Genomic DNA, 25896 nt, shown 5'->3' on the forward strand with positions numbered 1-25896 from the left:
CGGCATGCAATTCGATCGATCTCACAGGCTCACCACTCGGATCCGCTCACCCTCGGTGATTCCCAGCGCCACCAGCATGTCAGGGTGCAGTGCCACCGGGCCCTCGCCGCTGACGTCCAGGTCGGCGATGATGGCCCGATAACCCGCGAGGCCATCGTTGCTCACCAGATACCGCCCACGGGCATCGATTACTCGGCTTTCCCGGGTGATGACCGAGCGACTTTGGACGATCGAGCGAATGTTCGTGGTTCGACCGTGCAACGTCGGCCCACCGTCGAAGAGGTCCACATAGCTGTTGGTTTCGAAACCCTCGCGCTCGAGTATGTCGAACGCCTCCTGGCCGTCGGGGTGCACCCGGCCGATGCAGGCCTGGGCCGCCTCCGGCAACATCGGCACATAAATCGGATACTGCGGCATTAATTCAGCGAGAAAGGTGCGGCTCTGCAGGCCGCACAGGCGTTCGGCTTCGGTGTAGGGCAGGTCGAAGAAGTGCTGGCCGATGGCGTCCCAGAACGGAGAGCGGCCGTCTTCACTGCTGAAACCGACGATTTCCGTAATGACCGATTCGGCAAAGCGCCGGGGATGAGCGCCAATGAACATCAACCGCGCCCGGGACAGCAACTCCGATTCCGGGGTGCGCACGCGAGTCGCGTCGATGTGGAAACCGCGCAGCAATGTCTGGCCGCTGAGGTCCTGGCACAACGACAGCGCCGGCACGCCGTGGTGGATGTTCAGTTCCCGGGACTCGCTGGAAAATGGTCGGTGGCGAAGGCTGAAGAACGGTTCGGTGCAACCGGTGCTGGCGATGATCTCCGAACAACCCACCAAGTGGCCGGACGCGAGGTTCTGCAAGACAAAGAAATAGTTTTCCCCGCCCGGCGCCTGCACGTCCGCTTCGAACGAGGCACACGAGCCGAGGATTTTCTCCCGCAGGCGATCCGTGTCGTCTGGAAGCGAAGTGACACCCACCAGGCTGTCGCGGGCCAGTTGCTGCAGTTGCGGCAAATCGGATAACTGAACTGGACGTAAGGCCAGCATGGATTGCACTCCTGTTCCAGAGAACCCGATGATCTACACCGGGCTTGACGATCACTGTCGATGTCCACGCGTTGAAGCTGAAAACTGATTGATCACCGTCGCGTCATAGGAGCGGTGCGAGATAGGCGCTCCAAGTCCGTATCGATTCGGGACTGCGCAGCAGGTCATTGCGCACTTCGATCAATACCGAATCGAGGCCGCGTCCGTCGCCGTGTACCGGTACTGTCATGTCACTCAGGGGGCTGACTTTGTAAGGTTGATTACCGGCGGCCCGCAGCGAATGTCGCCCCAACCCTTCGACGATGCGCCGGGCATATTCCCCCGCGTCGCCAAACAGCACCCCGGCCTCGAGGGCACGCGGTTGGCCGTAGAACACCGGTGTGAAACTGTGAATGCCCACTACCCGTACGGTCCGCTTATCCGCCAGGCGCTGGTCGATCAACGCCTTTAACTGATCATGAAATGGATGAAAGAGGCACCGCTGCCGGTATTCGCGCGTAGCGTCGTCCAGGGACTGGTTGCCGGGAATCTGATAAATCTCACTTTGGGCCGGGATGCTGTCGGCGACGTGAAGTGGACGATTCAGGTCGATCAACAGCCGCGAGTAGTTGGCGGACAGCAACGTTGCGCCGAGGGTTTCGGACAGCCGTTCAGCCAGGGCCAGGGCGCCGATATCCCAGGCAATATGTTCCTGGGCGGCCGTTTCATCCAGGCCGAGGTCATTCAGCGCGCTTGGGATGAAGCGGCTGGCGTGTTCGCAAACCAGCAGCAATGGATGATCGGAGTCTTCCCGCAACAATCGGAACGCGGGCTTGGTGTACAGACCCGCCTCAGCACATTCAATGGATTCACGCATAGTGTTTACAAGGCTCGGCAAATGACAGCGTCTGGGTCGAGGCCAATTTCCGGGCGTTAAAGGCGAACCAGGTCCCAGCCAACAGGCCGGGCAAGGCTTCGAGTACAGCCTGATCGCGCGGCGGTCGCATGACCTGGCGTTCCGATGGCGTCAAAACCAGGCATGGATCGGTGATCTGGTCTCTGGAGAGAGGCATCCGTGCTCCTTGCCTGGATGAGTGTCGAATTCTTTCATAACGCTCAAAATAGTATTTGGGCAGCAGGTGCTACGTGTCCAGAGGTTTTTACGTTCCGTTTAAAAAGCCAGAAAGTATCTACAGAAGCCTTGTAGGACAAGGGTTTGGCTGGAGCGTCGTCATATGTCAGGCATAGCCTTTTTCAGTGTCGGAAATTACACCTTTTTGTCTCGGTTATTTGATTTCATATAAGGTGCTGTACAAGAAAATCAGGGATTGTTCCTGCCATGACTCTTCGCCAAACCGAGTATCCCGCGTGCAAGCCACTCGCCTGACCCTGATGTGCCACGGCCGCACCGCCGCCCAGAAAGCCGCGCGTTTCGGTTTGGATGAACCCTTGGATACCGGCTGGCTGGCGAAGCGCCCTGGCATCGGGCGTGAGTACCGCAACGTCCGCCATCTGCTATGCGGGCCGGAGCTGCGGGCACGTCAGACGGCCGCGCTGCTGGGGGACGAGCCGCAGACGATCCAGGCCCTGGCCGATTGTGATTTTGGCCAGTGGCGCGGATTGTCCGTTGATGAATTGCTCAAGACCGAACCGCAACTGCTTCAAGCCTGGCGCGACGACCCGGATGCCGCACCCCATGGGGGTGAGTCGGTCTCCCGGCTGTGCCGCCGCGTCGGTGATTGGCTGGCAACCCTGGAAAACACACCGGGCCACTACCTGGCAGTGACCCATCCGTTCGTGATTCGCGCCGCGCTGGTGAATGTGCTGGGTTGTCCCATGGCCACGCTCAACCGGATCGACATCGAACCGCTGGGCGTCGTCGACCTGCGCTTCAACGAAGTCTGGCGATTGCGCCTACAGGAGCCAGCGTAAGTGAAGAAATTATCAGTGATAGGCATCGGCGCCGGTGACCCGGATCACCTGACGATGCAGGCGGTGAAGGCCTTGAACCAGGTGGATGTGTTTTTTCTCATGGACAAGGGGCCCGCCAAGGAGATGCTGCTGGATCTGCGCCGCGAAATCTGTCAACGCTACATCATCGGTCGTACCTACCGTTTCGTCGAAGCCTACAGTCCAGAGCGCCAACGCGACGACACGGACTACACAGCGAGCGTCGAAGCATTGAACCGTGCGAAGCAGACCACCTTCGAAAGGTTGATCGATGAAGAGTTATCTGACGGGCAGCATGGCGGTTTCCTGGTGTGGGGCGATCCGTCGTTGTACGACAGCACCTTGCGCATCCTGCAGGCGATCCTCGACGCGGGACGCTGTGCCTTCGAATTCGATGTGATCCCCGGCATCACCAGCGTCCAGGCCCTTGCGGCGAAGCATAAAGTGCCGTTGAACACGATTGGCGGTTCGCTGGAGATCACCACCGGACGTCGGTTGGCGGCGGGGCAGGTGGGCGACGCGGCAAGCGTCGTGGTGATGCTTGATGCCGGAGATGCCTACCAGTGCGTGAGCGATCCCGATACGCGGATCTATTGGGGCGCCTATGTGGGAACGCCAGTTGAACGGCTGATCGCCGGGCGGTTGGGCGACGTGGCCGACGATATCGAGCGCACGCGTAAGGCGGCGCGAGAAGAGCATGGCTGGATCATGGACACATACCTGCTGCGCAGGCGTTGATTGCAGATTCGATCCAACCGTGGCGAGGGAGCTTGCTCCCGCTGGGTTGCGCAGCGACCCCGACATCTGACAGTCATACGCTTAATCTTGCGCCTGCTTCGCAGTTGAGCGGGAGCAAGCTCCCTCGCCACAAAGGTATGGCCTTGGACGCGGCGCATCTTCAGCCCCGGCCAAACCGCTCCCGATACACCGATGGCGCCACGCCTACCACGCTGCGGAACGCTACGCGAAAACTTTCCACCGAACGATAGCCACATAGCTGGGCGATGTTGTCGGTGTTGTCTGCGGTGCTTTCCAACAGTTCCCGGGCCCGGGCCAAGCGTTCATGTTGCAGCCAGGCCTTGGGCGATACACCGCAGGCTTGGGTGAAGCGGCGCAGGAAGGTCCGTTCGCTCATCGCCGCGCGGCTCGCCAGTTCGCGCACGCCCAGCGGTTCGTGGAGATGCTCGCGGGCCCACTGCATGACGCTGGACAAATCACCGCGTGGCGTGCGGCTGACCGGTGAGGGGATGAATTGTGCCTGGCCGCCGGTGCGTTGTGTCGGCATGACCAGCCGACGCGCCACGGCATTGGCGACCTGGGCACCGAAGTCCCGGGCTACCAGGTGCAGGCACGCATCGATGCCCGCGGCGCTGCCAGCGGAAGTAATGAGCTGGCCCGAGTCGACATAGAGCACATCCGGGTCGACCCGAATGGCAGGATAGCCTTGCGCCAGTTCGTCGGTGTAGCGCCAGTGCGTCGTTGCCGCCAAGCCATCGAGCAGTCCAGTGGCCGCCAGGACGAACGCCCCGGAGCAGATCGACAGCAAGCGGGCACCGCGGGCGTGGGCACGGCGCAGGACGAGGAGCAGGGCATCGGAGGGCGGTTCGCTGCGGCTGCGCCAGCCTGGCACGATGATGGTCCGGGCGGTGTCGAGCAGCTCCATGCCGCCATCGGCCAGGACTTGGAAGCCGCCCATGGCGCGCATCGGACCGTCGTCGACGGCGACGATGCGGTGCTCATACCAGGGGAAATCGAACTCGGGCCGGGCCAATCCGAAGATTTCCACGGCGACACCGAATTCGAATGTGCACAAGCCGTCATACGCGAGGATGGCGACCAGGCCGGGAGCAGGCTGCATTTGGCGGAAAATTCCCACAGAGTGTCTTGTGCGCCACTGTAGCGGTTAGCGTCGGGGGGATAAAGTCTGTTCCAGTCTTCATTTGTCCCGGAGTAACCACGCATGACCAGTCTTGTTAGTGAAGTGCCTGCTGCCCCATCCGACCTCGCCCTGCAGCATTTCAGCCGTCGCCTGATGTTCGAAACCGATTGTTCCGATGTGCATGCCAGCCAAGCGGCGGGCACCATCGATTTTGTCCTGGTGGACGTGCGCGGACCGCTGGCTTACGAACGCGGGCATGTGCCAGGGGCGATCAATCTCCCAACCCGGACCCTCACCGCCGAGGCGTTGGCGGCCTACCCCAAGGCCACGCTGTTCGTGGTGTATTGCGCCGGCCCGCATTGCAACGGTGCGAACAAGGCCGCGGTGCGCCTGGCAACGCTGGGTTACCCGGTCAAGGAAATGATCGGCGGGGTCATGGGCTGGCTCGATGAGGGTTTTCGCCTGACCGGTTCCGTCGAGCGCGTGGCGGAAAAGGCGATCAGCTGCGATTGCTGAAAGCTTGCTCCCGCTGGGCCCTGTAGGAGCTGGCGAAGCCTGCGATCTTTTGATCTTTGATCTTTTGAAAAGATCGCAGCCTCGTTTCACTCGGCAGCTCTACGCAGCTCCCAGGCAGTATTTCTATAACTATTTGTCGCTTCGACGTAATTTCCCTCCTGGGTGCATCTCTAGACTCCGGGCCACTTCGGTTTTCATCGACCGAACGCTGTTTCCGATTCTGCCTATAACGATCAATAAATACCTGCGCACTCAGGAGCAAAAATGAAGAAGCTAGCCATGTTCGGTGCCCTCGCACTGTCCGTATTGTCATTCTCGGCCGTGGCCGAAGACGCCAAGCCGATCCGTCTCGGGATCGAGGCGGGTTATCCGCCGTTTTCGATGAAAACCCCTGATGGCAAGTTGGCCGGTTTCGATGTGGACATCGGCGACGCGCTGTGCGCACAGATGAAGGTCAAGTGCACGTGGGTCGAGCAGGAATTCGACGGCCTGATCCCGGCGCTGAAGGTCAAGAAAATCGACGCGATCCTGTCGTCCATGACCATCACCGACGATCGCAAGAAAAACGTCGACTTCACCATCAAGTACTACCACACCCCGGCGCGTTTCGTGATGAAGCAAGGCTCCGACGTCAAGGACCCGCTGACCGAGCTCAAGGGCAAGAAAGTCGGTGTGCTGCGCGCCAGCACCCATGATCGCTTCGCAACCGAGGTGCTGGTGCCAGCGGGGATCGACCTGGTGCGCTACGGCTCCCAGCAGGAGGCCAACCTGGACATGGTTTCCGGTCGCCTCGACGCGACGCTGGCCGACTCCGTCACCCTTGACGAAGGCTTCCTGAAGACCGACGCCGGCAAAGGCTTTGCCTTCGTGGGGCCGACCTATGAAGACGCGAAATACTTCGGCGGCGGCGCCGGTATCGCGGTGCGCAAGGGCGACCAGGCGCTTGCCGAGAAATTCAACGCTGCCATCACCGAAATCCGCGCCAATGGCACGTACAAGAAAGTCCAAGACAAATACTTTGCCTTTGACGTCTACGGGCATTAATCGCTGACGTCACCAGGTGGCCCGCCGCTGACCCGGCCGGCCACCTTTTTCATGGGCGATTGTCTTACCCTGCACCTGTCGAGAAACCGATATCTGGAGAGCCTATGCAACGCATCGACCATACCTTGCCCTGGAGCCACCTGGGCACGGAACGTTCGCTCAGCGTGTTTCGTTACGGCCACGGCCCGCGCAAGGCGTATATCCAGGCCAGCCTGCACGCCGATGAATTACCCGGCATGCGCACGGCATGGGAATTGAAACAACGCCTCAACACGCTTGAAGCCCAAGGCCTGCTCAAGGGCGTGATCGAACTCGTGCCGGTGGCCAATCCGATCGGCCTGGACCAGCACCTGCAAAGCGCCCACATGGGGCGTTTCGAACTGGGCAGTGGCAAGAACTTCAACCGATCCTTCGTTGAACTCAGTGCCCCGGTGGCGCAGCGCGTCGGTGAACGCCTCGGGGATGACCCGGCCGCGAATATCACCTTGATTCGCCAGACCATGATCGAGGTGCTGGATGATCTCCCGCCGCCCCCGTCTCAGCTCGAAGCCTTGCATCGGCTGTTACTGCGCCACGCTTGCGACGCCGATGTCACCCTGGACCTGCACTGTGATTTCGAGGCTGCGATCCACTTGTACGCCTTGCCGCAACAGTGGCCGCAATGGCGCTCATTGGCCGCGCGGTTGAAGGCTGGCGTGGCGTTGCTGTGTGAAGATTCCGGCGGCAGTTCGTTCGATGAGTCTTGCTCGACGCCGTGGTTGCGCCTGGCGAAGATTTTTCCGCAAGCAGCGATTCCACCGGCCAACCTGGCGACGACGCTGGAACTCGGCAGCATGGGCGACACCCGGGTGGAGCAGGCCCAAGCCAATTGCGAAGCCATCCTCGGGTTCCTGGCGGAACAGGGCTTTATCGGCGGTGACTGGCCGGCCGCGCCGCAAGCGTGCTGCGAAGGTTTTCCATTCGAAGGCACCGAGTACCTGTTCGCGCCGCACCATGGCGTGGTCAGCTTTTTGCGCGAAGCGGGCGAATGGGTGGAGCGGGGCGATCCACTGTTCGAAGTGGTCGATCCGTTGAATGACCGGGTCACCGTTGTTCCTGCCGGCACGTGCGGGGTATTGTTCGCACTGGATCGCGGACGCTACACCCAGCCGGGCATCTGGCAGGCGAAAGTCGCCGGGCGCGAGCCGATTCGGGCGGGGAAATTGATCAACGACTGATGAGTGCGGTCTACCTCACCGCACGGTCGTTGCCGTGCGGCTATCCAATGATGGAGGAAGACTGATGCTCAAAGCGTTCGCCCTGTTTCTGCTGCTGGTATCCGTCGGCGTGCAGGCTCAACCTTCGCTGCATACCGACTTGCCACTCAACTACCTGGCCCGCGCTGACGAAAAGGCCGGGAACCGACCGCTGGTGATTTTCCTGCACGGGTCGGGCAGCAACGAAGAGGACCTGCTCAGGCTTGCGGACGAACTGCCCGAGCACTACAACTACCTATCGGTGCGGGCGCCCAAGGCTATGGAGCCGGGGCACTACCAGTGGTTTGCGAAAAAGGGCGAGGGTGCGTACGACGGTGACACATCCGACCTGAAGGCCAGCGGCCAGATGCTCCTGGAGTTCATCGACAAGGCCCGGGCCAAATACCCGACTGATGCGAGCAACGTCTACCTGGTGGGGTTCAGCCAGGGGGCGATGATGAGCTACGAAGTCGCCTTGCGACACCCCGAAGCCGTTGGCGGTATTGCCGCGATGGGCGGGCGGGTCCTGCCGGTGCTGCGGGCCGAACTGACCCCCGATGAATCGCGGCGGGCGCTCGCGGTGTTCATCGGTCACGGAACAGTGGATCCGATCATTCCCTACCGTGACGGCACCGACGCCGACACATTCCTCAAGACCCTGGCCCTGGAGCCGGAATTCCATGCCTATCCAGGCCTCGGCCACAGCATCAGTGCGCAGGAAGTGAAGGATCTGCGGGCCTGGCTGGAGCGCCTCAATCCCTGATATGCACCCCGGATCCCTGTGGGAGCGGGCTTGCTCGCGAAAGCGGTGGTTCAGCCGGAGTCGATGCTGAATGTGCCGCCGCCTTCGCGAGCAGGCTCGCTCCCACAAAACCGCGGCAAATCATCACTTGCCGCTGGCGATCTGCTTCACCAGCGCTTCATGACCGGCCTGGTCGCTGGCCCTGGAAATGATCTGCACCACGGCCATGCGCGTGCCGGAAGCGCCGATCAACGTGGTATCCAACGTTGGCCCGCCACCCTGCGTGGCCTTGGTATCGAGCTGACGCAGGCCCAGGCCCGTGGTTTTCTGGGTCAGGCTCTGTTCGCCGAGGATCTTGGCATCCGGTAGGGCCTTGGTTTTCTGGACGGCGAAGTTGGCGAAGGTGGTATCCAGGAAGGCGGTGTCGTTGTCCTTCACATTCGCCCCGTCGACCAAGGTGTTTTCGGCCGTGATCACCACCGTTCTGGTGGTGGCATTGCTGTACATCGTACCGGCGGCCCCGGCGGTCCCCTGCGCCACATCCCCGGCGGACAAGGGCGTCGCCGTGAAGCCCTTGGGCAGGCTGAAGCTGAATTTGCCGCCCAACATCGAGATCTTCTGGACGGGCGCTTGCGCCACGGCCTTGGGCTGGGCAGCCAGCGCAGGCAATGCGACGAGGCTGGCGATGGCCGTCAGCAGCAGGGCGGCGGCGTTTTGACTCAGCGATGACATTCAAATGCTCCACGGGTGGTCGTGCTTGAGGACCGATCATCCCATGGTCGTCGCCCCGGACTCCACTGCGCTGATCAAATGCAAGCGCGAACGCACTCCGTGATGGCTAGGGACGCCGGCCGGGGCGGCTCAGTCCGGTTCGACGTCCAGTTGCAGGCTGTCGTCGGCCAGGCGCTCGGTACGCCGGACGATGCCGCTGATGCGCCGGCCTTCGGCGCGGAACACCACGATCTGGGCTTTCGCCAGGTCTTCGGGCAGCGGCGGGCGTACATGCAGGGCAAACCACGGCGGCTCGCCATCGTCGAGACGCTTGACCTCGAATTGGCAGTCGACGCTTTTGGTCTCGCGGCCGAACAGCGTGTCGAGACCGTAATCAAGATGATTGTTTGCGGCGGGTTTTGGGTCCATCGGCAATCTCCTGTGGGGGCTCGGCTATTGTTCAAGTGAGTCTTCCCACGGCGGAAAAATTCCGTCGGATGCGCTGCGAATGATCGCGACTGGCGGTGGACGGTGGGGGTTGCTGGTAGAATCACCCACCTTGACTTACGAGAGGTATGCCCATGAGCGAGCCGATTCGCCTGACCCAGTACAGCCACGGTGCCGGTTGCGGCTGCAAGATTTCGCCCCAGGTGCTGGAAGTGATCCTGGCCGGCAGCGGCGCGCAGAATCTTGACCCCAAGCTTTGGGTGGGCAATGCCTCCCGGGACGATGCGGCGGTCTACGCCATCGACGAGGAGCGCGGGGTGGTCTCGACCACCGACTTCTTCATGCCGATCGTCGACGATCCGTTCGACTTCGGCCGCATCGCCGCCACCAACGCCATCAGCGATATCTACGCCATGGGCGGCGATCCGCTGATGGCGATTGCGATCCTCGGCTGGCCGGTCAACGTCCTGGCCCCGGAAGTCGCCCGGGAGGTGATCCGCGGTGGTCGCTCGGTGTGCGATGAGGCGGGCATTCCCTTGGCGGGTGGGCACTCGATCGATGCGCCAGAGCCGATTTTCGGCCTGGCAGTGACGGGGCTCGTGCAGAAGCGCCATATGAAACGCAACGATACCGCTGTCGCCGGGTGTCGCCTGTACCTGACCAAACCCCTGGGTATCGGCATCCTCACCACGGCGGAAAAGAAAGGCAAGCTGCGCGCCGCCGACGTGGGCCTGGCCCGCGATTGGATGTGCACGCTCAACAAGCCCGGCAGCCGTTTCGGCAAGCTCGACGGCGTGGCCGCGATGACCGATGTCACGGGCTTCGGCTTGCTCGGGCACTTGGTGGAGATGGCCGATGGCAGCCAGCTCACCGCGCGCATCCGTTATGACGCGGTGCCGCGCTTGCCGGGCGTCGAGTATTACCTGGACCTGGGCTGTGTACCGGGCGGCACGTTGCGCAACTATGACAGTTACGCGAGCAAGGTCGGCCGTGTCCAGGAGTTGCACAAGCGCGTGCTGTGCGACCCGCAGACCAGCGGCGGCCTGCTGATTGCCGTCACGCCAGAAGGTGAAGGCGAATTCCTGCAGGTCGCCGCCGAGCTGGGCCTTGCACTGGAACCGATTGGCGAATTGGTCGAGCGACAGACCCACGCGGTCGAGGTGTCTTGATGCCCAACGACATTACCGATTACCGCGATATCTTCCTTAACGATCGTCCGATGATGGATACCCGTGCGCCCGTCGAGTTCGTCAAGGGTGCATTCCCCGGTGTGGTCAACCTGCCGCTGATGACCGACATCGAACGGCAACGGGTTGGCACCTGTTACAAACAGCAAGGACAGCAGGCCGCCATTGTCCTGGGGCATCAGCTGGTCTCCGGTGAAACCAAGGCCCAGCGCATCCAGGCCTGGGCCGACTTCGCCCGGTCTCATCCGGACGGGTTGCTCTATTGCTTCCGTGGCGGCTTGCGCTCGCAAATTGTCCAGCAATGGCTCAAGGACGAAGCCGGTATCGACTACCCCCGTGTCGGCGGCGGCTACAAGGCCATGCGTACCTTTTTGCTCGAAACCGTCGAGCAGGCCGCAACCCAGTGCGACCTGGTCCTGCTGGGCGGCATGACTGGCACGGGCAAGACCGAAGTGCTGGCGCAACTGCCCAATGCGCTTGACCTGGAGGGTTGCGCCAACCATCGCGGTTCGAGCTTTGGCAAGCGCGCCACCGGACAGCCGTCCAACATCGATTTCGAGAACCTGCTGGCAGTGGATGTGCTGAAAAAGCGCGCCGCCGGCATCGAGCAGTTCGTGCTGGAAGACGAAAGTCGGATGGTGGGCAGCTGCGCCGTCCCGCTGCCGTTGTACCAGCGCATGCAGCAGGTGCCGATGGTCTGGCTGGAAGACAGCCTTGAGCGGCGGGTCGAGCGAATCCTGCAGGACTATGTGATCAACCTGTGCGCCGAATTCATCAACGTGCATGGCGACGAAGGTTTCGCTTTGTTTTCCGAGCGACTGCTGTCGAGTCTCGGCAACATTCACAGGCGCCTGGGTGGCGACCGTCATCGGCGATTGATGGACATCATGGAAGCGGCCCTGGGCGAGCAGGCCAGCACGGGTGCCGTCGATTTGCATCGCGGCTGGATCGAAGGCCTGCTGCGCGAATACTACGACCCGATGTACGTGTTCCAGCGGGAGAAGAAGGGCGGGCGAATCGAGTTCGCCGGGGAGCGGCTGGCGGTGTTGGAATATCTGACTGAGCGCGCCGCTCGAGGCGGATGAGGCAGTACTCTTTAGCAAGGGCACCGAAGCATTGTGGAAGCGGGCTTGCTCGCGAATAGGCCCGCATGTTCAACATCATCGCTGACTGTTACGCCGCCTTCGCGAGCAAGCCCGCTCCCACAGTCAGGGTTCGTCGACACATCGAGTTGGCGGTTTAGGTCGGGCACGTCTCCTGCCCGTTATCCAGCCCTTGCTTGTAGCTCTGGCTGGTCAGGCTGGCCTTGCCGTTGTGCCAGGTCAGTGTCAGCACGTACAGCGAATCGAAATCGCTCGACGCCCAGTCATCGGTGATCTTGAGCCGCTTGCCCACCGCTTCGCCCGCGACCTTGTTGATCAGTTCCGGCAAGTAGCCGTGGGACCAGGCGGTATAGATGGTGGCGTTGTGGTATTTGTCATGCAGTAATTCATCGGCCAGGTCGCTGGTGTCGTTGGCCGAATATTCGATGTTCACCGGCAGGCCCAGCTTGATGGCGCTGGGACTGATGGTCATCAGCGGGCGGATGTAGCTGTAGGAATTGTCCAGCTCACCTTCTTCGACATTCCGGGTAGGGTTGGCGGCGAATACGTAGTCGGCCTTGCCGAATTTTTCCGGCAGCAAGGTCGCCAGGTCGATGGCGCGATTGAGCCCTTGGCAATTGAGCTGGCCCAGGCCTCCGGCGGGTTTCTCGGCGTGGCGCAGGAACACCAGGGTCTGCACGCCATCGACTGGCTGGGCGCGGCTCACGCTGGATTCCAGCGACAACACCAGTCCACAGGACACCAGCAGCGTCGGCAGCATCAGCCACGAACGGCTTTTGAGGTAACGGGCGAATTTCTCTGGCTTGATCATTGAATGGCGTCTTCGGTTTCGATTCAGGCTGACAAACCCCGGCACCACGAAGCCTGAGGGCTTGGGTGTTTTCCTTGTCGTTACGCCGCTTCGATTCCTCGGGGCAGTTCTCTGAGTCCCTTTCCGCCCGTTGGTTCGATCCTGGCCGGTGCGCTGTGTTGTAACGGCATCCCGCCAGAGACTGAAGCGAATGTTAGCGACAGGATGTTGCGGATTTAAGAAGGGCGACGGCCAAAAGCCGATCAGCTGATTTATGCTTCAGCTTTCTGACTGATACTTGGAACCCATTTCATGCCCAACCTGACCCCGTTCCCCATCACTCAAAAATGGCCGGCCCAGTACCCTGAGTGGATTCAGCTCTACTCGTTGCCAACCCCCAATGGGGTTAAAGTCTCGATCATGCTCGAAGAGACCGGCCTGCCCTACGAGCCACATAAAGTCGACTTCGGTAACAATGACCAGTTGTCGCCTGAGTTCCTGTCGCTGAACCCCAACAACAAGATCCCGGCGATTCTCGACCCCCATGGGCCGGGGGATCAGCCGCTGGCGTTGTTCGAATCGGGGGCGATCCTGATTTACCTGGCGGACAAGAGCGGTCAACTGCTGGCCCAGGAATCGGCGGCGCGCTACGAAACGATCCAGTGGCTGATGTTCCAGATGGGCGGGATCGGGCCGATGTTCGGGCAGTTGGGGTTCTTCAACAAATTCGCCGGCAAGGATTACGAAGACAAGCGTCCGCGCGACCGTTATGTCGAAGAAAGCAAACGCCTGCTCAAGGTGCTCGACGGCCGACTCCAGGGCCGGGACTGGATCATGGGTGAGCGCTACACCATCGCTGATATCGCCACGTTCCCGTGGGTGCGCAATTTGATCGGGTTCTACGAGGCGGGTGATCTGGTGGGCATCCAGGACTTTCCCAACGTGACACGGGTGCTGGAGCGCTTCCTGGCGCGACCGGCAGTGGCTCGCGGCCTGAAGATTCCAGAATGACGACGACGCGTCGATTCGATTTCAAGCAGCTGGACGTGTTCAGCGAAGCGTCGCTCAAGGGGAATCCGCTGGCGGTGGTGCTGGGGGCCGATGGGATCAGCGAAGAACGCATGGCGACTTTCGCCAACTGGACCAACCTCAGTGAGACCACGTTCGTGCTGGCGCCGCAGCACCCGGAAGCCGATTACCGGGTGCGCATCTTCACCACCTCGACCGAATTGCCGTTTGCCGGGCATCCGACCCTGGGCAGTTGCCACGCGTGGCTGGAAGCCGGGGGCGTGCCGAAAGGGCAGGAAATCGTGCAGGAATGCGGTGTCGGGCTCGTCAGGATTCGCCGCAGCGACTATGGCCTGGCCTTTCTGGCGCCGCCCTTGCTCAAGTCCGGCCCGCTGGAAGTCGACGTGCTGGAGCGAGTGCGCAAGGGGTTGGGGCTTCCAGCCGAGGCGATAGTCGACGCACAGTGGGTCGACAACGGCGCCGGTTGGTTGGCCTTGCTGCTCAAGGATCGCCAACAAGTCTTGACGCTCAAGCCGGATTATTACCAATTGCGTGACCTGGCCGTAGGGGTTGTTGCGCCGTGGGATCCGGAGGTGGATGGCGATGCCGCTCAATTCGAAGTGCGTGGGTTCATCGCCGGCGATGGCATGCCGGAGGATCCCGCCACCGGTAGCCTGAATGCCGGGCTCGCCCAGTGGATGCTGAGCAAGGGCTTGGCGCCCAGCGCCTACGTGGTCAGCCAGGGCGTGACCATGGGGCGGGCCGGGCGGATTCATGTCGAGCGGATCGGCGATGAGGTCTGGATTGGTGGTGCCGTGGTGACCTGCATCAATGGCGTGTTGACGCTCTGAGCGGATTATTGCCTTGCCGGTAACACTCTGTTTTCCCGCCGATGTTTGTGCCCTGGCCGGCCAGGGCATAAGCTTTGCTCCCTGTGATCGAGCCCCATTTTTACCCCAGGAGTCCCATGTCCAGCCACTTCCCCGAAGCACGTCCACGTCGTCTGCGCCGCAACGCAAGCTTGCGCAGCCTGTTCCAGGAAACCGAGTTCACCCTGAACGACCTGGTACTGCCGATCTTCGTCGAAGAAGAAATCGACGATTTCGTGCCGATCAAGAGCATGCCCGGTGTGATGCGTATCCCCGAGTCGAAACTGGCTGGCGAAATCGAGCGCTATGCCCGCGCCGGCATCAAGTCGGTGATGACCTTTGGCGTGTCCCATCATCTGGACAGCGACGGTAGCGACACGTGGAGTGAGCGTGGCCTGGTGTCGCGCATGGCCGGGATCTGCAAGGACGCCGTGCCGGAAATGGTCGTGATGTCCGACACTTGCTTCTGTGAGTACACCGATCATGGCCACTGCGGCGTGCTGCACGGCCATGAAGTGGATAACGACCGGACCCTGATCAACCTGGGCAAGCAGGCCGTGGCGGCAGCGCGTGCCGGTGCCGATGTCATCGCGCCGTCAGCGGCCATGGACGGACAGGTCCAGGCCATTCGCAGGGCCCTGGACGAGGCGGGCTTCAGCCAGACGGCCATCATGGCGTATTCGACCAAATTCGCCTCGGCGCTCTACGGTCCGTTCCGCGAGGCGGGCGGCAGCGCCTTGAAGGGCGACCGCAAGAGCTACCAGATGAACCCGATGAACCGTCGCGAAGCGCTGCGCGAGTCGTTGCTCGACGAGCAGGAAGGCGCCGATGCGCTGATGGTCAAGCCGGCCGGGGCCTATCTCGACATCATCCGCGACATCCGCCAGGCGTCGAACCTGCCGTTGTCGGCCTATCAGGTCAGCGGCGAATACGCGATGATCAAATTTGCCGCCCAGGCGGGTGCCATCGACGAAGCTCGGGTGGTGCGTGAAAGCCTTGGCGCGATCAAGCGGGCAGGGGCGGACCTGATTTTCACTTACTTCGCCATGGACCTGGCGTTGAGCGGGATCTGATCAGGCATTCCACGCAGGGATGGACCGATGTGGGAGCAGGCTTGCTCGCGAAGCGGTATGCCAGTGCAGAAGGTAGTGACTGACACTCCGCATTCGCGAGCAAGCCCGCTCCCACAGGATCTTCCTTGTCATTCATCTGTTTCCCTTCAGTAGCCTCCCTGGGCTTTTGGTCGTATGGTTGCTCCCGAACAATGGATCTGATGGAGCACCATGCAATTCACTCGATTGACGATCAGTCTCGCCGCCTTGCTGGCCCTGGCCGGTTGCGGCACGCGCCAGGCCCAGGAGCCAGAGCGCCAGCCTGCCGAAGTCAAGGCGCAGATCGTTCGGTTATTGCCGGCCAAGACCGCTGACCGAGAAGGCTGGGCCAGCGATATCTACGTCGCCTTTTCGGCTCAACAGATCCCGCCGACCACCCAGAACATTTGTTCGGTACTGGCGGTGACCGAGCAGGAATCGACTTTCCAGGCCGATCCCACCGTACCGGGACTGGGCAAGATTGCCCGGCAGGAAATCGACCGACGCGCGGCGAAGGTTCATGTCCCGGGACTGCTGGTCAGCGCCGCGCTCCAGGTGCGCTCGCCGAATGGCAAAAGCTACAGTGATCGTCTCAGTGCGGCGCGAAGCGAGAAAGAACTCAGCGCGATTTTTGATGATTTCATCAGTATGGTGCCGCTGGGCAAGACGCTGTTCGATGGTTTCAATCCGGTGCACACGGGTGGCCCAATGCAGGTCAGCATCGCATTTGCCCAGGCCAATGCGCGGAATTATCCCTACACGGTGGATGGCTCGATTCGGCGGGAAGTGTTCAGCCGTCGTGGCGGCATGTATTTCGGCGTTGCCCATTTGTTGGGGTATCCGGTGAGCTACACCGAGCCGCTGTACCGGTTCGCCGATTTCAACGCCGGTTGGTACGCCAGTCGCAACGCGGCGTTCCAGCACGCGGTGAGCCGCGCTTCGGGCATCAGCCTGGCCCTGGACGGCGATCTGATCCTGCATGACTCAATCATGCCCGGCAGCACGGAGCTGGCGGTTCGCACGTTGGGCAAGTCGTTGGGGATGCGCAACCCGACCATCCGCGATCAGTTGGAGTTGGGGGACAGCCTGGCATTCGAGGACAGCAAGCTCTACAAGCGTGTGTTCGAACTGGCTGAAAAGGCCGAGGGCAAGCCGTTGCCTCGGGCGGTGCTGCCGGGGATCGTGCTCAAAAGTCCAAAAATCACTCGCAAGCTGACCACCGCATGGTTCGCCAAGCGCGTGGACGAACGTTACCAGCGGTGCATGGCGCGGGCTTCGGGACGCTAAACCGCTGGCCATGAAAAAGCCCGGCGGATAAGGCCGGGCTCTTGCCGGGGTAATGTTGTTCGCTTGGGGTAAGCGATGAACCTGTGGCGAGGGAGCTTGCTCCCGCTGGGGCGGTCCGACGCTTCGGGCGGCCCCTTTCTTGTGAGCGCTTCGCGCTCAAGCGGGAGCAAGCTCCCTCGCCACGGATTCCATTGACCACTATTCGAGACTGCTTCAGGCACCGCCGACAGGCCACTCATGCACGGTTCTGAGCCAGACGATCGGAACCACCTTCAGCAACGCGGCGTTCCAGCAGACGGTCTGCACCGCCTTCAGCGACGCGGTTTTCGATCAAGCGGTCGGAGCCACCTTCAGCGACGCGGCGTTCCAGCAGACGGTCGGAGCCACCTTCAGCGACGCGGTTTTCGATCAAGCGATCGGAACCACCTTCAGCGACGCGGCGTTCCAGCAGACGGTCGGCACCGCCTTCAGCGACGCGGTTTTCGATCAGGCGATCAGAGCCACCTTCGGCAATGACGGGTTGGGAGGAGGCGGCGAATACGTTGGCTGCCAGGACCGAGAAAGCGAAGCTGAGGATGATTTGGCGTTTCATGATGGTGTGCTCCGGGGGGTGTTTGTTTGTGTGGGGCCATTGTTGCGCCGGGCACCGGTCAGGAGAACTTCATTGAAATGATGGTGAACATCGATGGCGGTGATAGCTGCTCGGGCTGTTGTCAATGAGCTTGATGGAACGCTGATGGGGCTGCGGGTTCTACCGGCTGAATCCCTTTGCAGGAGGCACGCATATGTATCAACTGTTCGGCCACAGTCAGTCGGGTTCTTCTGCCGTGGAAATTGCCCTGTATCTGTGTGGGGTGCCTTACCGCCGGGTCGATACGTATTCGACCGAGGACAATGACGCGGCGAAAGAACTCGAGGCGTTGAATCCGCAGAAGCAGGTTCCGACCCTGCAACTGCCGGACGGCTCGGTCCTGACCGAGGCGGCAGCGATCCTGATCCACCTGGGGTTGTCTTTTCCGGAATCGAAGCTGCTGCCGGAAAACCCGGCCCAGCGCGGGCAGGTCATACGCGGCCTGGTCTATATTGCCGCCAATTGCTACACGCCCATCGGCATTATCGATTTTCCTGAACGCTGGTTGCCGGACGCGGACGAGGCTGTCCGGGAGCGACTGGTGGCAGGCACCAAGCAAAGGCTGTATCGCAATTGGGCATTGTTCGCCGATCAGTTTCCGGCGACACCGTTCCTCAGTGGTGCCGAGCCCGGGGCGCTGGATATCCTGGCGGCGGTGATCACGAAATGGGTCGAGACCCGTGAAGCGATGCTCAGCGCCCGTCCCGAGTTTTATGCCTTGCTCGAGCGCATCGACCGCCACCCCCGTGTCGCGCCGGTGCTTTCGCTCCACTGGCCTGGGTGAATCAAGGGCAGGCGTTGCGCGAGGCCGCTTGCCCGACGAGGTCGACAAACTGCCGGACGTTGTTCTGATGGCCCTTCACCAGGTCGTCGATATTGCCTGCGGCCGGCGTTTGCAAGCTGCTGCGACAGGTCAGGGTGCTGGCGGCGTTGCCAAGGCTGCGCAATCGCCATTGCACGTCCATGCGAGCGTACCGGCCGGGGATCGAGTCGAAGCGCTGCACGTCCACCCGTAGCAACCGCTTCGGCGCGCCGGGATTGCTCAGTTGTTCATCGAGGCTGCTGCGCAGTTCATCCGCCAGGCTTGAGCCCCACCATTCGGTCTCCAGGATCGCCAATCCGCTGTCGCCCTGGCGAATGACCATCTGGGTGCGATCCACCTGGGGCGGCACGCTGAGTTGCTCGATCTGGATATCCACCCCCGCGCGTGCCTGGCCGGCCGGTTGGGCCGGGCTCAGGGTGTGATAGTGAATGGGGTCGCTGCGGCAGGCACCGAGCAGCAGCGCCAGGGCGATCAACGAGCATCTCAGCGTCAGCGGCATCAGGCGTGCTCCAGGGGTCATTCTTTCACCGGGAAGGAAAGGTTTTGCGCCGGGGCGTCTTTCGGACGGCCGCGAAGCAACGATTCGGGGTGGCGGCTCAGGTAGTCGGACAGTTCGCGCAACGACCGCGACATGCGGCCCAGGTCGTCCAGGGTCTGGGTCAGTTGTTCGCGCTGTGGGGAATCCTCCGCCAGGGTCGAATTGGCCGACTGCAAGGTCTTGCTCACGTCCTGCAAGGTACTTTGCACGCCCGGAAGGGTCTTGCTGTTGAATTGCGACAGGCCTTTGCGCAGTTCTACGAGATTGCCGTCCAGATTGCTGGCAATGCTTTCCAGCGGCAGCTTGTTGATACGCTCGATCACCGTCTGCAGTTGTTCCTGCAATTGTTGGAGGCTGCCCGGAATCGTGGGGATCCGCAGGGGGCGGGCGGACGTGTCGAAGGCGACTCTTTCGGCCTTGGGGTAGAAATCCAGCGAAATGTACAACTGCCCGGTCAGCAGGTTGCCGCTGCGGGCCTGGGCACGCAGGCCCCGCTCGACGAAACTGCCGACCAGCCGAGCCGCGGCGGCTTCGTCTTCCGGGTCGTAATCCAGGGATTTGAGCAACTTCTCATGCGCCTTGCCCAGCAATTGGGGGTAGATCACGATGCCGACATTCACGGGGAACGTGCGCTGTTTTTCGTCGAAATCCAGGTTCATGGCCACCACCCGGCCGATCTCGATCCCGAGGAATTCCACCGGGGCCCCGACGCGCAACCCCCGCAATGCCTGGTCGAAGCGCAGCGCCAGGTACTGGGCCTTGCCACTGGGCGGGGCGAGGGCGCTCTGCTGGTCGGCGAACAGCTCGAAATTCTTGTCTTCGGCGGCTGGCGTGTCGTTGGGGCTGTATTCCGGTGCCCTGAAGGCAATGCCACCCACCAGCAAGGCGGACAGGGATTCGGTCTTGACCGCGAAGCCGTTGGCTCCGACGTTCACATCAACCCCGCTGACGTTCCAGAAACGGGTGTTCTCGGTAACGTAGGCGTCGTTTGGCGCATTGATGAATACTTCGATGTTGACGCCCTTGCCGTCGGCATCCAGCGCGTAGGACACCACTTGGCCCACCGGGATCTTGCGCAGGTAGACCGGCGAGCCGATGTCCAGCGAACCAAGGTCCTGTGAGTGCAGGGTGAAGCGCTTGCCCGGTTCGCCGTAGGTGATGGGCGGTGGCGCCTCCAGGCCGGTGAAGGACTTGGCGCGGACTTTCGAATGGCCGGCGTCGGCGCCGATGAAATCCCCCGACAGCAAGGTATCTATCCCGGAAATCCCGCCCGCGCCAATGCGTGGCCTGACCACCCAGAACACCGAGTCTTCGTGGGTGAACGTATCGGCGGTCTTGGCGAGCTTGACCGTGGCGGTGACATTTTTCTGATCCTCGCTCAGTTGCACGTCCGTCACCTGGCCGATCACCACGTTGCGGTATTTGACCGGGGTCTTGTTGGCCGTCAGGCCTTCGCCTGTCTTGAAGGTAATGGTGATGGTCGGGCCTTCCTGCAGCCAGTTATGCACCACCAGGGACACGCCCACCAACACCGCGATGATCGGCACGATCCACACCAGCGAGACCGTCCAGCGACGGCTGGTGACATGCGCGCGACCCGGTGCGGGTTGTCCGTCAGTGGCTTGCGACTTCATCCATGGTCTCCTCGGAGGGTTGGGTGTCCCAGATCAAGCGTGGGTCGAAACTCATGGCCGACAGCATGGTGAACAGCACCACGAGGCCAAAGAACAGGATCCCCGGTCGCGGTTCGATATCGCTCAACGCCTGGAATTTCACCAGGGCCGCCACCAACGCCACGACCAGCACGTCGAGCATCGACCAATAGCCGATGACTTCGACCAGCCGGTACAGCTTCGCGCGCTGGACCTGGGCCCAGGTGCTGCGCCGTTGCACGGTCACCAGCAGCAGCGTCAGCACGACGAACTTGATGCCGGGCACCGCGATGCTGGCGATGAAGATGATCAGAGCGATGTCCCAGGCACCGCTGTGCCAGAACTCGAGGACGCCACTGATGATGGTGCTGTCCGCGCCTTCGCCGAGCATCTGGGTGTTCATGACCGGCAGCAGGTTGGCAGGAATATAAAACACCAGGGCTGCCAGCATATACGCCCAGGTGCGCGTCAGGGTATCGGGTTTGCGCCGGTGCAGGCGGGCATCGCAGCGCGGGCAGGTCTCGGGTTCGTCGGCCATGTCGCACGCCAGGCCGCAACTGTGGCACAGGCACAGGTTCAGATCATCGGCCCGGGGCGGGTTGCCCAGCGGTGCGCCGTTCACAGGCGGTCCCACAGGTCACGGACGTCGCGGCCGGCGATGCGGATCATCAGCAGGCTCAAGGCTCCCAGGGCGAACAGGCCGATGCCTGGCAGCACGTCGAGCAGCCCGGCAAGCTTGATGACCGCGACCAGCGCCCCCAGCAGACACACTTCCAGCATGCTCCACGGGCGCAGTGTTTCCAGGCTGCGCATACACAGGTTGAACGCCGGAGCCCGGCGGTTTGAATAGGCGTAGCCCAGCACCCAGAGCAAGAGCGCCAACTGGAAGGCTGGGGCGATGATGATCGCCACCGCGGCGACCAGGGCGATGAACGTGATCGGTCCCTGGCTCAGCGCCACGACGGAATCCCACAGCGTCGCGCTGTTGCTCAGGCCCTGGAGCCGGATGCTCATCACCGGATAGACGTTGGCAAAGACCCACAACACCGCCGCGGTGATGGTCAGGGCCAGGCGCTGCTCGATGGTCAGGCCGTCGTGCCGCTGGATCACCGCATGGCATTGCACGCACAAGGCTCGTTGATGCGGGCCGAGCTCAATCGGCTCGTACACCGCATCGCAATGTTCACAAATGATCAGTCGGTCGGTGACGGCCATCGGAATGCTCGGGCAGGGACAACTCCTTCAATATAGAAGTGAGTCGCAAATGAGCAACCCGCCCGAGTCGATCATTCGCCGCGAATGTATTGCTCCAGTTGTCTGATCAGGTCCGCCTGCTCGGCAATGGCTTCCTTGACCAGGTCGCCGATTGACAACAGGCCGACCAGCTTGCCGTCCTCCACGACGGGCAAATGCCGCAAATGTTTTTCGGTCATGATGCTCAGGCAGGTTTCGACGTTCTGGTGAGGGTCGATGGTAATCACGGGCGAAACCATGATGTCGCTGACTTTCGTGCCCACCGAGGAGCGCCCGTGCAGGACCATTTTGCGCGCGTAGTCGCGCTCGCTGATGATGCCCAGCACTTCGTCGTTCTTCACCACCAGCAGGGCGCCGACGTTTTTCTCGGCCATGCGCATCAGGGCCTGCAAAACCATGTCGTCCGGTGAAATGGTGTGCACTTGCTGGTTCTTCTCGTCTTTTATCCGGAGCAACTGCGCGACGGTTTTCATGGTGAGGCCTCGGGTGTCGTTTTTTGCGGGTGATTAAAGAATCGTAGACCCAACGGCGCAGAGCAAGCGATAAAGCGGCAGTCAGTCGTCCAAAAGCGTCATGGCGGGTGAATTCACTCCTATCTAAAGTCATCCGCCGTTGTGGCGAGGGGATTTATCCCCGCTGGGCTGCGCAGCAGTCCCAAAAATGTCGACACGACATTCATCTAATGCAAGTTGCTGGGGCTGCGGTGCAGCCCAGCGGGGATAAATCCCCTCTCCACGGGTAGAATGCGTGACATCTGAGTTTCGAGGTTTCAGCGGTGAATCTACAGCAGGGCTTCGTCCTGACCCGGCATTGGCGCGACACCCCGGCGGGCACCGAAGTCGAGTTCTGGCTGGCAACCGATGCCGGCCCCCGGCGCGTGCGCCTGCCGGTGCAGCCCTCGGTGGCGTTCGTGCCGCAGGTCCAGCGCGGCCAGGTCGAGGCGTTGTTGCAAGGGGAAAAGGACGTCGAACTGCGTCCCCTGGACCTGCTGGATTTCGAACACCGCCCGGTGCTGGGCCTGTATTGCCGGCAGCATGCGCAACTGATGCGCCTGGACACCACGCTGCGGCGCGCCGGCGTGGAAGTATTCGAAGCCGACATCCGCCCGCCGGAGCGCTACCTGATGGAGCGCTTCATCACCGCCCCGGTCTGGTTCGGCGGCACGCCCTCGGCCGATGGCCTGCTGCTCGATGCCCAGATGAAACCGGCGCCCGAATACCGTCCGCCGCTGCGGCTGGTGTCTCTGGACATCGAGACCACCGCCCAGGGTGAGTTGTATTCCATTGCCCTGGAAGGTTGTGGCGAACGCCAGGTGTACATGCTCGGACCGCCGAATGGCGATGATCGCGAGGTGGATTTCCAGCTGGAATACTGTGAGTCCCGCACGCTGCTGTTGAAGAAGCTCAACGAGTGGTTCGCCCGTTTCGACCCTGACGCGATCATCGGCTGGAACCTGGTCCAGTTCGATTTGCGCGTGCTGCATGAACATGCCCGCCGGTTGGCCGTGCCGCTGCGCCTGGGACGCGGCGGGGAGGAAATGCAATGGCGCGAGCACGGCGCGCGCAACAACCATTTTTTCGCTTCGGCGGCGGGGCGGTTGATCATCGACGGGATCGAATCCCTGCGCTCGGCGACCTGGAGTTTCCCGTCGTTCAGCCTGGAAAACGTCGCGCAAACCTTGTTGGGCGAAGGCAAGTCCATCGACAACCCGTACCAGCGCATGGACGAGATCAACCGCATGTTCGCCGAGGACAAGCCGGCCCTGGCCCGCTACAACCTCAAGGACTGCGAGCTGGTGACGCGGATCTTCGCCAAGACCGACCTGCTCGAGTTCCTGTTGGAGCGCGCCAGCGTCACCGGCCTGCCGGCGGATCGCAGCGGGGGCTCGGTGGCGGCGTTCACGCACCTGTACATGCCGCTTATGCATCGCCAGGGTTTTGTCGCGCCGAACCTCGGCCAGCGTCCGCCCGAGGCCAGCCCTGGCGGGTTTGTCATGGATTCCCAGCCGGGGCTCTACGAGTCGGTTCTTGTGCTCGATTACAAGAGCCTGTATCCGTCGATCATCCGCACCTTCCTCATCGACCCGGTGGGACTGATCGAAGGCCTGCGCCATCCGGATGATCACGCGTCGGTGCCAGGCTTTCGCGGGGCGCGGTTCTCCCGTACTCGACATTGCCTGCCGGCCATCGTCGCGCGGGTCGCCGAAGGCCGGGAGACCGCCAAGCGCGAACACAATGCGCCGCTGTCCCAGGCGCTGAAAATCATCATGAACGCGTTTTATGGCGTGCTTGGCTCGAGTGGCTGTCGCTTCTTCGACCCGCGCCTCGCGTCGTCCATCACCCTGCGCGGTCATCAGATCATGCAACGCACCCGGCAGTTGATCGAAGCCCGCGGGCATGTGGTGATCTATGGCGACACCGATTCGACGTTTGTCTGGTTGCGCCGGGCCCATGGCCAGGAGGAGGCGGCGGGCATCGGCCGGGAACTGGTGGCGTACGTCAACCAGTGGTGGCGCGAGCAGGTGCGTGATGAGTTCGGGCTGGAAAGCGCGCTGGAGCTGCAATTCGAAACCCACTTCAAGCGCTTCCTGATGCCAACCATCCGCGGCGCGGAGGAGGGCAGCAAGAAGCGCTACGCCGGCCTGGTGACCCGTGCCGACGGCAGCGACGAGATCATCTACAAGGGCCTGGAAACCGTGCGCACCGACTGGTCGCCGCTGGCCCGGCAGTTCCAGCAGGAGCTGTACGGACGGATCTTTCATCGCCAGCCCTATCAGGACTACGTGCGCGATTATGTGCGCCAGACGCTGGCCGGCACGTTCGATGAACGCCTGGTCTACCGCAAGCGCCTGCGCCGCCCCCTTGACGATTACGAACGCAACGTGCCGCCCCACGTACGGGCCGCGCGGCTCGCCGACGAGTTCAACGAACGCCAGGGCCGTCCACGGCAGTATCAGAACGGCGGCTGGATCAGCTACGTGATCACCGTCGCCGGCCCCGAGCCGCTGGAAACCCGCAGCGCGCCCATCGATTACGACCATTACGTGACCAAGCAGCTACAGCCGGTGGCGGACGCGATCCTGCCGTTTGTGGGGGATGATTTTTCGACGCTGGTTGGGGGGCAGATGGGGTTGTTCTGACGCCGCTGAGTGATGGGCTGGAGGGGGAGGCTCTTGTGGCGAGATAGCTTGCTCTCGCTCGGTTGCGCAGCAGCCGCCTGAAAGCGAGGGCCGCTTCGCACCCCAGCGGGAGCAAGCTCCCTCGCCACGGAGCCTTCGATTCTCCAGGCTAAACCATCGCCAACCGCTGCTTCCCCTGAGGTTGCGGAAACACCAAGTCCAGCGCCGCCAGATCCTGGGGCTCTAGCCGCAGCTCCGCTGCTTCGGCATTCTGGCGCACGTGTTCGGGCTGCACGGCCTTTGGAATGGCGATGACGTTGTCCTGGCGCAACAGCCAGGCCAGGGCAATCTGGGCCGGCGTTGCGTGGTGGCGCTCGGCGATCTGCTGCACGGTGTGATCCTTGAGCAGATGCCCACCCTGGCCGACCGGGCAGTAGGCCATGATGGGCATGCGCTGCTGCTGGCTCCAGGGCAGCAGGTCGAATTCGATGCCGCGTTCTTGCAGGTTGTACAGCACCTGGTTGGTGGCGCAGGCCGGCGCGGCCAGTTCCTCCATATCGTCGACGTCAAAGTTCGACACGCCCCAGGACCCGATCTTGCCTTCTTCGCGCAGTCGCTCGAATGCTTCGACGGTTTCTTCCAAGGGGTATTGGCCGCGCCAGTGCAGCAAGTAGAGGTCGATGTAGTCGGTGTCGAGCCGCCGCAGGCTGCGTTCGCAGGCGAGCGGAATACCTTTTCGGCTGGCGTTGTGGGGGTAGACCTTGCTCACCAGGAACACTTGGTCGCGCAGCCCGGTAATCGCTTCGCCAACGACTTTTTCGGCGCCGCCCTCGGCGTACATTTCGGCCGTATCGATCAGGGTCATACCCAGTTCGATGCCCAGGCGCAGGGCCGCGACTTCCTTCTTGTGATGGGACGGTTCTTCACCCAGGCGCCAAGTGCCCTGGCCGATCACCGGAACGGATACGCCGGCCAATTCCAGAGTTTTCATTCACGTCTCCTGT

Annotated in this window: 27 protein-coding genes and 1 pseudogene; 14 read left to right on the plus strand and 14 right to left on the minus strand. The window is 62.1% G+C overall.

All coding sequences use genetic code 11. The features are described from left to right. Positions 1-21: 21 nt before the first annotated feature. From KSS97_RS10740 to KSS97_RS10750, 3 genes are all read right to left on the minus strand, one after another. Positions 22-1038 (minus strand): arginine N-succinyltransferase, encoded by a 1017-nt coding sequence (locus KSS97_RS10740; protein WP_198798048.1) that lies wholly within the window; start codon positions 1036-1038, stop codon positions 22-24. 103 nt (positions 1039-1141) lie between these two features. Next, positions 1142-1894 carry an N-formylglutamate amidohydrolase gene (locus tag KSS97_RS10745; RefSeq protein WP_217861608.1) on the minus strand — a complete coding sequence of 251 codons (753 nt, stop codon included), beginning with the start codon at positions 1892-1894 and terminating at the stop codon, positions 1142-1144. Further along, positions 1887-2090 (minus strand): hypothetical protein, encoded by a 204-nt coding sequence (locus tag KSS97_RS10750; RefSeq protein ID WP_217861609.1) that lies wholly within the window; start codon positions 2088-2090, stop codon positions 1887-1889. The genes KSS97_RS10745 and KSS97_RS10750 overlap by 8 nt, the downstream gene beginning before the upstream one ends. Before the next feature lie 295 nt (positions 2091-2385). Here KSS97_RS10750 and KSS97_RS10755 point away from each other — a divergent pair, with 295 nt between their 5' ends. Beyond that, on the plus strand, positions 2386-2949 hold the full coding sequence (locus tag KSS97_RS10755) for a histidine phosphatase family protein (RefSeq protein ID WP_030140083.1): 564 nt from the start codon (positions 2386-2388) through the stop codon (positions 2947-2949). Beyond that, complete coding sequence (gene cobF / locus KSS97_RS10760) at positions 2950-3705, plus strand: precorrin-6A synthase (deacetylating) (protein ID WP_217861610.1); 756 nt, start codon at positions 2950-2952, stop codon at positions 3703-3705. It begins immediately after the preceding gene. Between the two features lie 160 nt (positions 3706-3865). Here cobF and ftrA read toward each other — a convergent pair whose 3' ends face one another. Next, positions 3866-4825 (minus strand): transcriptional regulator FtrA, encoded by a 960-nt coding sequence (gene ftrA, locus KSS97_RS10765; protein ID WP_030140085.1) that lies wholly within the window; start codon positions 4823-4825, stop codon positions 3866-3868. A 102-nt stretch (positions 4826-4927) separates the two neighbouring features. Between ftrA and KSS97_RS10770 the strand changes: the two genes are divergently transcribed. The 4 genes from KSS97_RS10770 (at position 4928) to KSS97_RS10785 (ending at position 8404) form a co-directional block, all read left to right on the plus strand. Next, positions 4928-5362, plus strand: a complete 435-nt coding sequence (locus KSS97_RS10770; RefSeq protein ID WP_217861611.1) for a rhodanese-like domain-containing protein — start codon at positions 4928-4930, stop codon at positions 5360-5362. 264 nt (positions 5363-5626) lie between these two features. Further along, positions 5627-6406: an ABC transporter substrate-binding protein gene (locus tag KSS97_RS10775; RefSeq protein WP_030140087.1), complete on the plus strand. Its 780-nt coding sequence runs from the start codon at positions 5627-5629 to the stop codon at positions 6404-6406. A 104-nt stretch (positions 6407-6510) separates the two neighbouring features. Next, complete coding sequence (locus KSS97_RS10780) at positions 6511-7623, plus strand: succinylglutamate desuccinylase/aspartoacylase family protein (RefSeq protein ID WP_030140088.1); 1113 nt, start codon at positions 6511-6513, stop codon at positions 7621-7623. Between the two features lie 64 nt (positions 7624-7687). Beyond that, positions 7688-8404: an alpha/beta hydrolase gene (locus KSS97_RS10785; RefSeq protein WP_030140089.1), complete on the plus strand. Its 717-nt coding sequence runs from the start codon at positions 7688-7690 to the stop codon at positions 8402-8404. A 123-nt stretch (positions 8405-8527) separates the two neighbouring features. On the opposite strand, the gene KSS97_RS10790 is transcribed toward KSS97_RS10785, so the two are convergent. Both KSS97_RS10790 and KSS97_RS10795 read right to left on the minus strand, forming a co-directional pair. Then, positions 8528-9115, minus strand: a complete 588-nt coding sequence (locus KSS97_RS10790) for a DcrB/PsbP domain-containing protein (protein WP_030140090.1) — start codon at positions 9113-9115, stop codon at positions 8528-8530. Positions 9116-9244: 129 nt separating this feature from the next. After that, positions 9245-9523: a hypothetical protein gene (locus KSS97_RS10795; protein ID WP_030140091.1), complete on the minus strand. Its 279-nt coding sequence runs from the start codon at positions 9521-9523 to the stop codon at positions 9245-9247. A 152-nt stretch (positions 9524-9675) separates the two neighbouring features. Here KSS97_RS10795 and selD point away from each other — a divergent pair, with 152 nt between their 5' ends. Together selD and mnmH are read left to right on the plus strand one after the other, a co-directional pair. After that, entirely contained in the window at positions 9676-10710 is a 1035-nt protein-coding gene (selD, locus tag KSS97_RS10800) for a selenide, water dikinase SelD (protein ID WP_030140092.1), read from the plus strand. Next, positions 10710-11813 (plus strand): tRNA 2-selenouridine(34) synthase MnmH, encoded by a 1104-nt coding sequence (gene mnmH / locus KSS97_RS10805; protein WP_030140093.1) that lies wholly within the window; start codon positions 10710-10712, stop codon positions 11811-11813. The genes selD and mnmH overlap by 1 nt, the downstream gene beginning before the upstream one ends. A gap of 154 nt (positions 11814-11967) precedes the next feature. Here the strand turns inward: mnmH and KSS97_RS10810 are convergent, their stop codons facing one another. Beyond that, positions 11968-12642 (minus strand): hypothetical protein, encoded by a 675-nt coding sequence (locus KSS97_RS10810; RefSeq protein ID WP_030140094.1) that lies wholly within the window; start codon positions 12640-12642, stop codon positions 11968-11970. A 291-nt stretch (positions 12643-12933) separates the two neighbouring features. Here KSS97_RS10810 and KSS97_RS10815 point away from each other — a divergent pair, with 291 nt between their 5' ends. From KSS97_RS10815 to KSS97_RS10830, 4 genes are all read left to right on the plus strand, one after another. Beyond that, positions 12934-13632, plus strand: coding sequence for a glutathione binding-like protein (locus KSS97_RS10815; RefSeq protein ID WP_198798052.1), 699 nt, complete (start codon positions 12934-12936; stop codon positions 13630-13632). Beyond that, entirely contained in the window at positions 13629-14480 is an 852-nt protein-coding gene (locus KSS97_RS10820) for a PhzF family phenazine biosynthesis protein (protein WP_030140096.1), read from the plus strand. Before KSS97_RS10815 ends, KSS97_RS10820 begins: the two co-directional genes overlap by 4 nt. Before the next feature lie 116 nt (positions 14481-14596). Next, positions 14597-15571 carry a porphobilinogen synthase gene (gene hemB, locus KSS97_RS10825; RefSeq protein ID WP_198798054.1) on the plus strand — a complete coding sequence of 325 codons (975 nt, stop codon included), beginning with the start codon at positions 14597-14599 and terminating at the stop codon, positions 15569-15571. A gap of 210 nt (positions 15572-15781) precedes the next feature. Beyond that, positions 15782-16876 carry a DUF1615 domain-containing protein gene (locus KSS97_RS10830; RefSeq protein WP_030140098.1) on the plus strand — a complete coding sequence of 365 codons (1095 nt, stop codon included), beginning with the start codon at positions 15782-15784 and terminating at the stop codon, positions 16874-16876. A gap of 241 nt (positions 16877-17117) precedes the next feature. Here the strand turns inward: KSS97_RS10830 and KSS97_RS10835 are convergent. Then, a pseudogene (locus KSS97_RS10835) lies at positions 17118-17468 on the minus strand (phage infection protein); the annotation flags it as partial. A 193-nt stretch (positions 17469-17661) separates the two neighbouring features. Here KSS97_RS10835 and KSS97_RS10840 point away from each other — a divergent pair. Beyond that, complete coding sequence (locus KSS97_RS10840; protein WP_030138498.1) at positions 17662-18291, plus strand: glutathione S-transferase family protein; 630 nt, start codon at positions 17662-17664, stop codon at positions 18289-18291. 1 nt (position 18292) lies between these two features. On the opposite strand, the gene KSS97_RS10845 is transcribed toward KSS97_RS10840, so the two are convergent. The 5 genes from KSS97_RS10845 to KSS97_RS10865 all read right to left on the minus strand — a co-directional run bounded on the left by KSS97_RS10845 (position 18293) and on the right by KSS97_RS10865 (position 22247). Beyond that, on the minus strand, positions 18293-18829 hold the full coding sequence (locus KSS97_RS10845; RefSeq protein ID WP_030138499.1) for a PqiC family protein: 537 nt from the start codon (positions 18827-18829) through the stop codon (positions 18293-18295). 17 nt (positions 18830-18846) lie between these two features. Further along, positions 18847-20502: a PqiB family protein gene (locus KSS97_RS10850; RefSeq protein WP_030138500.1), complete on the minus strand. Its 1656-nt coding sequence runs from the start codon at positions 20500-20502 to the stop codon at positions 18847-18849. After that, complete coding sequence (locus tag KSS97_RS10855; RefSeq protein ID WP_085987035.1) at positions 20483-21127, minus strand: paraquat-inducible protein A; 645 nt, start codon at positions 21125-21127, stop codon at positions 20483-20485. The genes KSS97_RS10850 and KSS97_RS10855 overlap by 20 nt, the downstream gene beginning before the upstream one ends. An 11-nt stretch (positions 21128-21138) precedes the next feature. Next, the gene (locus KSS97_RS10860; RefSeq protein WP_217861612.1) at positions 21139-21735 is read right to left on the minus strand and encodes a paraquat-inducible protein A; all 597 of its coding nucleotides are present in this window, start codon (positions 21733-21735) and stop codon (positions 21139-21141) included. A gap of 71 nt (positions 21736-21806) precedes the next feature. Continuing rightward, positions 21807-22247, minus strand: a complete 441-nt coding sequence (locus KSS97_RS10865) for a CBS domain-containing protein (RefSeq protein WP_030138503.1) — start codon at positions 22245-22247, stop codon at positions 21807-21809. Positions 22248-22549: 302 nt separating this feature from the next. On the opposite strand from KSS97_RS10865, the gene KSS97_RS10870 reads away from it, so the two are divergent. Further along, the gene (locus KSS97_RS10870) at positions 22550-24913 is read left to right on the plus strand and encodes a DNA polymerase II (RefSeq protein ID WP_198798057.1); all 2364 of its coding nucleotides are present in this window, start codon (positions 22550-22552) and stop codon (positions 24911-24913) included. Between the two features lie 148 nt (positions 24914-25061). On the opposite strand, the gene KSS97_RS10875 is transcribed toward KSS97_RS10870, so the two are convergent. After that, positions 25062-25883 (minus strand): aldo/keto reductase, encoded by an 822-nt coding sequence (locus KSS97_RS10875; RefSeq protein ID WP_030138505.1) that lies wholly within the window; start codon positions 25881-25883, stop codon positions 25062-25064. Between the last annotated feature and the right edge of the window lie 13 nt (positions 25884-25896).

The organism is Pseudomonas alvandae (assembly GCF_019141525.1).
Classification (GTDB): domain Bacteria; phylum Pseudomonadota; class Gammaproteobacteria; order Pseudomonadales; family Pseudomonadaceae; genus Aquipseudomonas; species Aquipseudomonas alvandae.

What these genes read in the sequence shown, in the direction of transcription:
- selD (WP_030140092.1), top strand. Translation starts at nt 9,676, where the DNA reads ATGAGCGAGCCGATTCGCCTGACCCAGTACAGCCACGGTGCCGGTTGC.
- KSS97_RS10740 (WP_198798048.1), bottom strand. Translation starts at nt 1,038, where the DNA reads ATGCTGGCCTTACGTCCAGTTCAGTTATCCGATTTGCCGCAACTGCAG.
- KSS97_RS10790 (WP_030140090.1), bottom strand. Translation starts at nt 9,115, where the DNA reads ATGTCATCGCTGAGTCAAAACGCCGCCGCCCTGCTGCTGACGGCCATC.
- KSS97_RS10745 (WP_217861608.1), bottom strand. Translation starts at nt 1,894, where the DNA reads ATGCGTGAATCCATTGAATGTGCTGAGGCGGGTCTGTACACCAAGCCC.
- KSS97_RS10810 (WP_030140094.1), bottom strand. Translation starts at nt 12,642, where the DNA reads ATGATCAAGCCAGAGAAATTCGCCCGTTACCTCAAAAGCCGTTCGTGG.
- KSS97_RS10785 (WP_030140089.1), top strand. Translation starts at nt 7,688, where the DNA reads ATGCTCAAAGCGTTCGCCCTGTTTCTGCTGCTGGTATCCGTCGGCGTG.
- KSS97_RS10775 (WP_030140087.1), top strand. Translation starts at nt 5,627, where the DNA reads ATGAAGAAGCTAGCCATGTTCGGTGCCCTCGCACTGTCCGTATTGTCA.
- KSS97_RS10780 (WP_030140088.1), top strand. Translation starts at nt 6,511, where the DNA reads ATGCAACGCATCGACCATACCTTGCCCTGGAGCCACCTGGGCACGGAA.
- KSS97_RS10820 (WP_030140096.1), top strand. Translation starts at nt 13,629, where the DNA reads ATGACGACGACGCGTCGATTCGATTTCAAGCAGCTGGACGTGTTCAGC.
- KSS97_RS10845 (WP_030138499.1), bottom strand. Translation starts at nt 18,829, where the DNA reads ATGCCGCTGACGCTGAGATGCTCGTTGATCGCCCTGGCGCTGCTGCTC.
- KSS97_RS10865 (WP_030138503.1), bottom strand. Translation starts at nt 22,247, where the DNA reads ATGAAAACCGTCGCGCAGTTGCTCCGGATAAAAGACGAGAAGAACCAG.
- ftrA (WP_030140085.1), bottom strand. Translation starts at nt 4,825, where the DNA reads ATGCAGCCTGCTCCCGGCCTGGTCGCCATCCTCGCGTATGACGGCTTG.
- KSS97_RS10770 (WP_217861611.1), top strand. Translation starts at nt 4,928, where the DNA reads ATGACCAGTCTTGTTAGTGAAGTGCCTGCTGCCCCATCCGACCTCGCC.
- KSS97_RS10750 (WP_217861609.1), bottom strand. Translation starts at nt 2,090, where the DNA reads ATGCCTCTCTCCAGAGACCAGATCACCGATCCATGCCTGGTTTTGACG.
- KSS97_RS10795 (WP_030140091.1), bottom strand. Translation starts at nt 9,523, where the DNA reads ATGGACCCAAAACCCGCCGCAAACAATCATCTTGATTACGGTCTCGAC.
- KSS97_RS10860 (WP_217861612.1), bottom strand. Translation starts at nt 21,735, where the DNA reads ATGGCCGTCACCGACCGACTGATCATTTGTGAACATTGCGATGCGGTG.
- KSS97_RS10840 (WP_030138498.1), top strand. Translation starts at nt 17,662, where the DNA reads ATGTATCAACTGTTCGGCCACAGTCAGTCGGGTTCTTCTGCCGTGGAA.
- hemB (WP_198798054.1), top strand. Translation starts at nt 14,597, where the DNA reads ATGTCCAGCCACTTCCCCGAAGCACGTCCACGTCGTCTGCGCCGCAAC.
- KSS97_RS10830 (WP_030140098.1), top strand. Translation starts at nt 15,782, where the DNA reads ATGCAATTCACTCGATTGACGATCAGTCTCGCCGCCTTGCTGGCCCTG.
- mnmH (WP_030140093.1), top strand. Translation starts at nt 10,710, where the DNA reads ATGCCCAACGACATTACCGATTACCGCGATATCTTCCTTAACGATCGT.
- KSS97_RS10815 (WP_198798052.1), top strand. Translation starts at nt 12,934, where the DNA reads ATGCCCAACCTGACCCCGTTCCCCATCACTCAAAAATGGCCGGCCCAG.
- KSS97_RS10875 (WP_030138505.1), bottom strand. Translation starts at nt 25,883, where the DNA reads ATGAAAACTCTGGAATTGGCCGGCGTATCCGTTCCGGTGATCGGCCAG.
- KSS97_RS10850 (WP_030138500.1), bottom strand. Translation starts at nt 20,502, where the DNA reads ATGAAGTCGCAAGCCACTGACGGACAACCCGCACCGGGTCGCGCGCAT.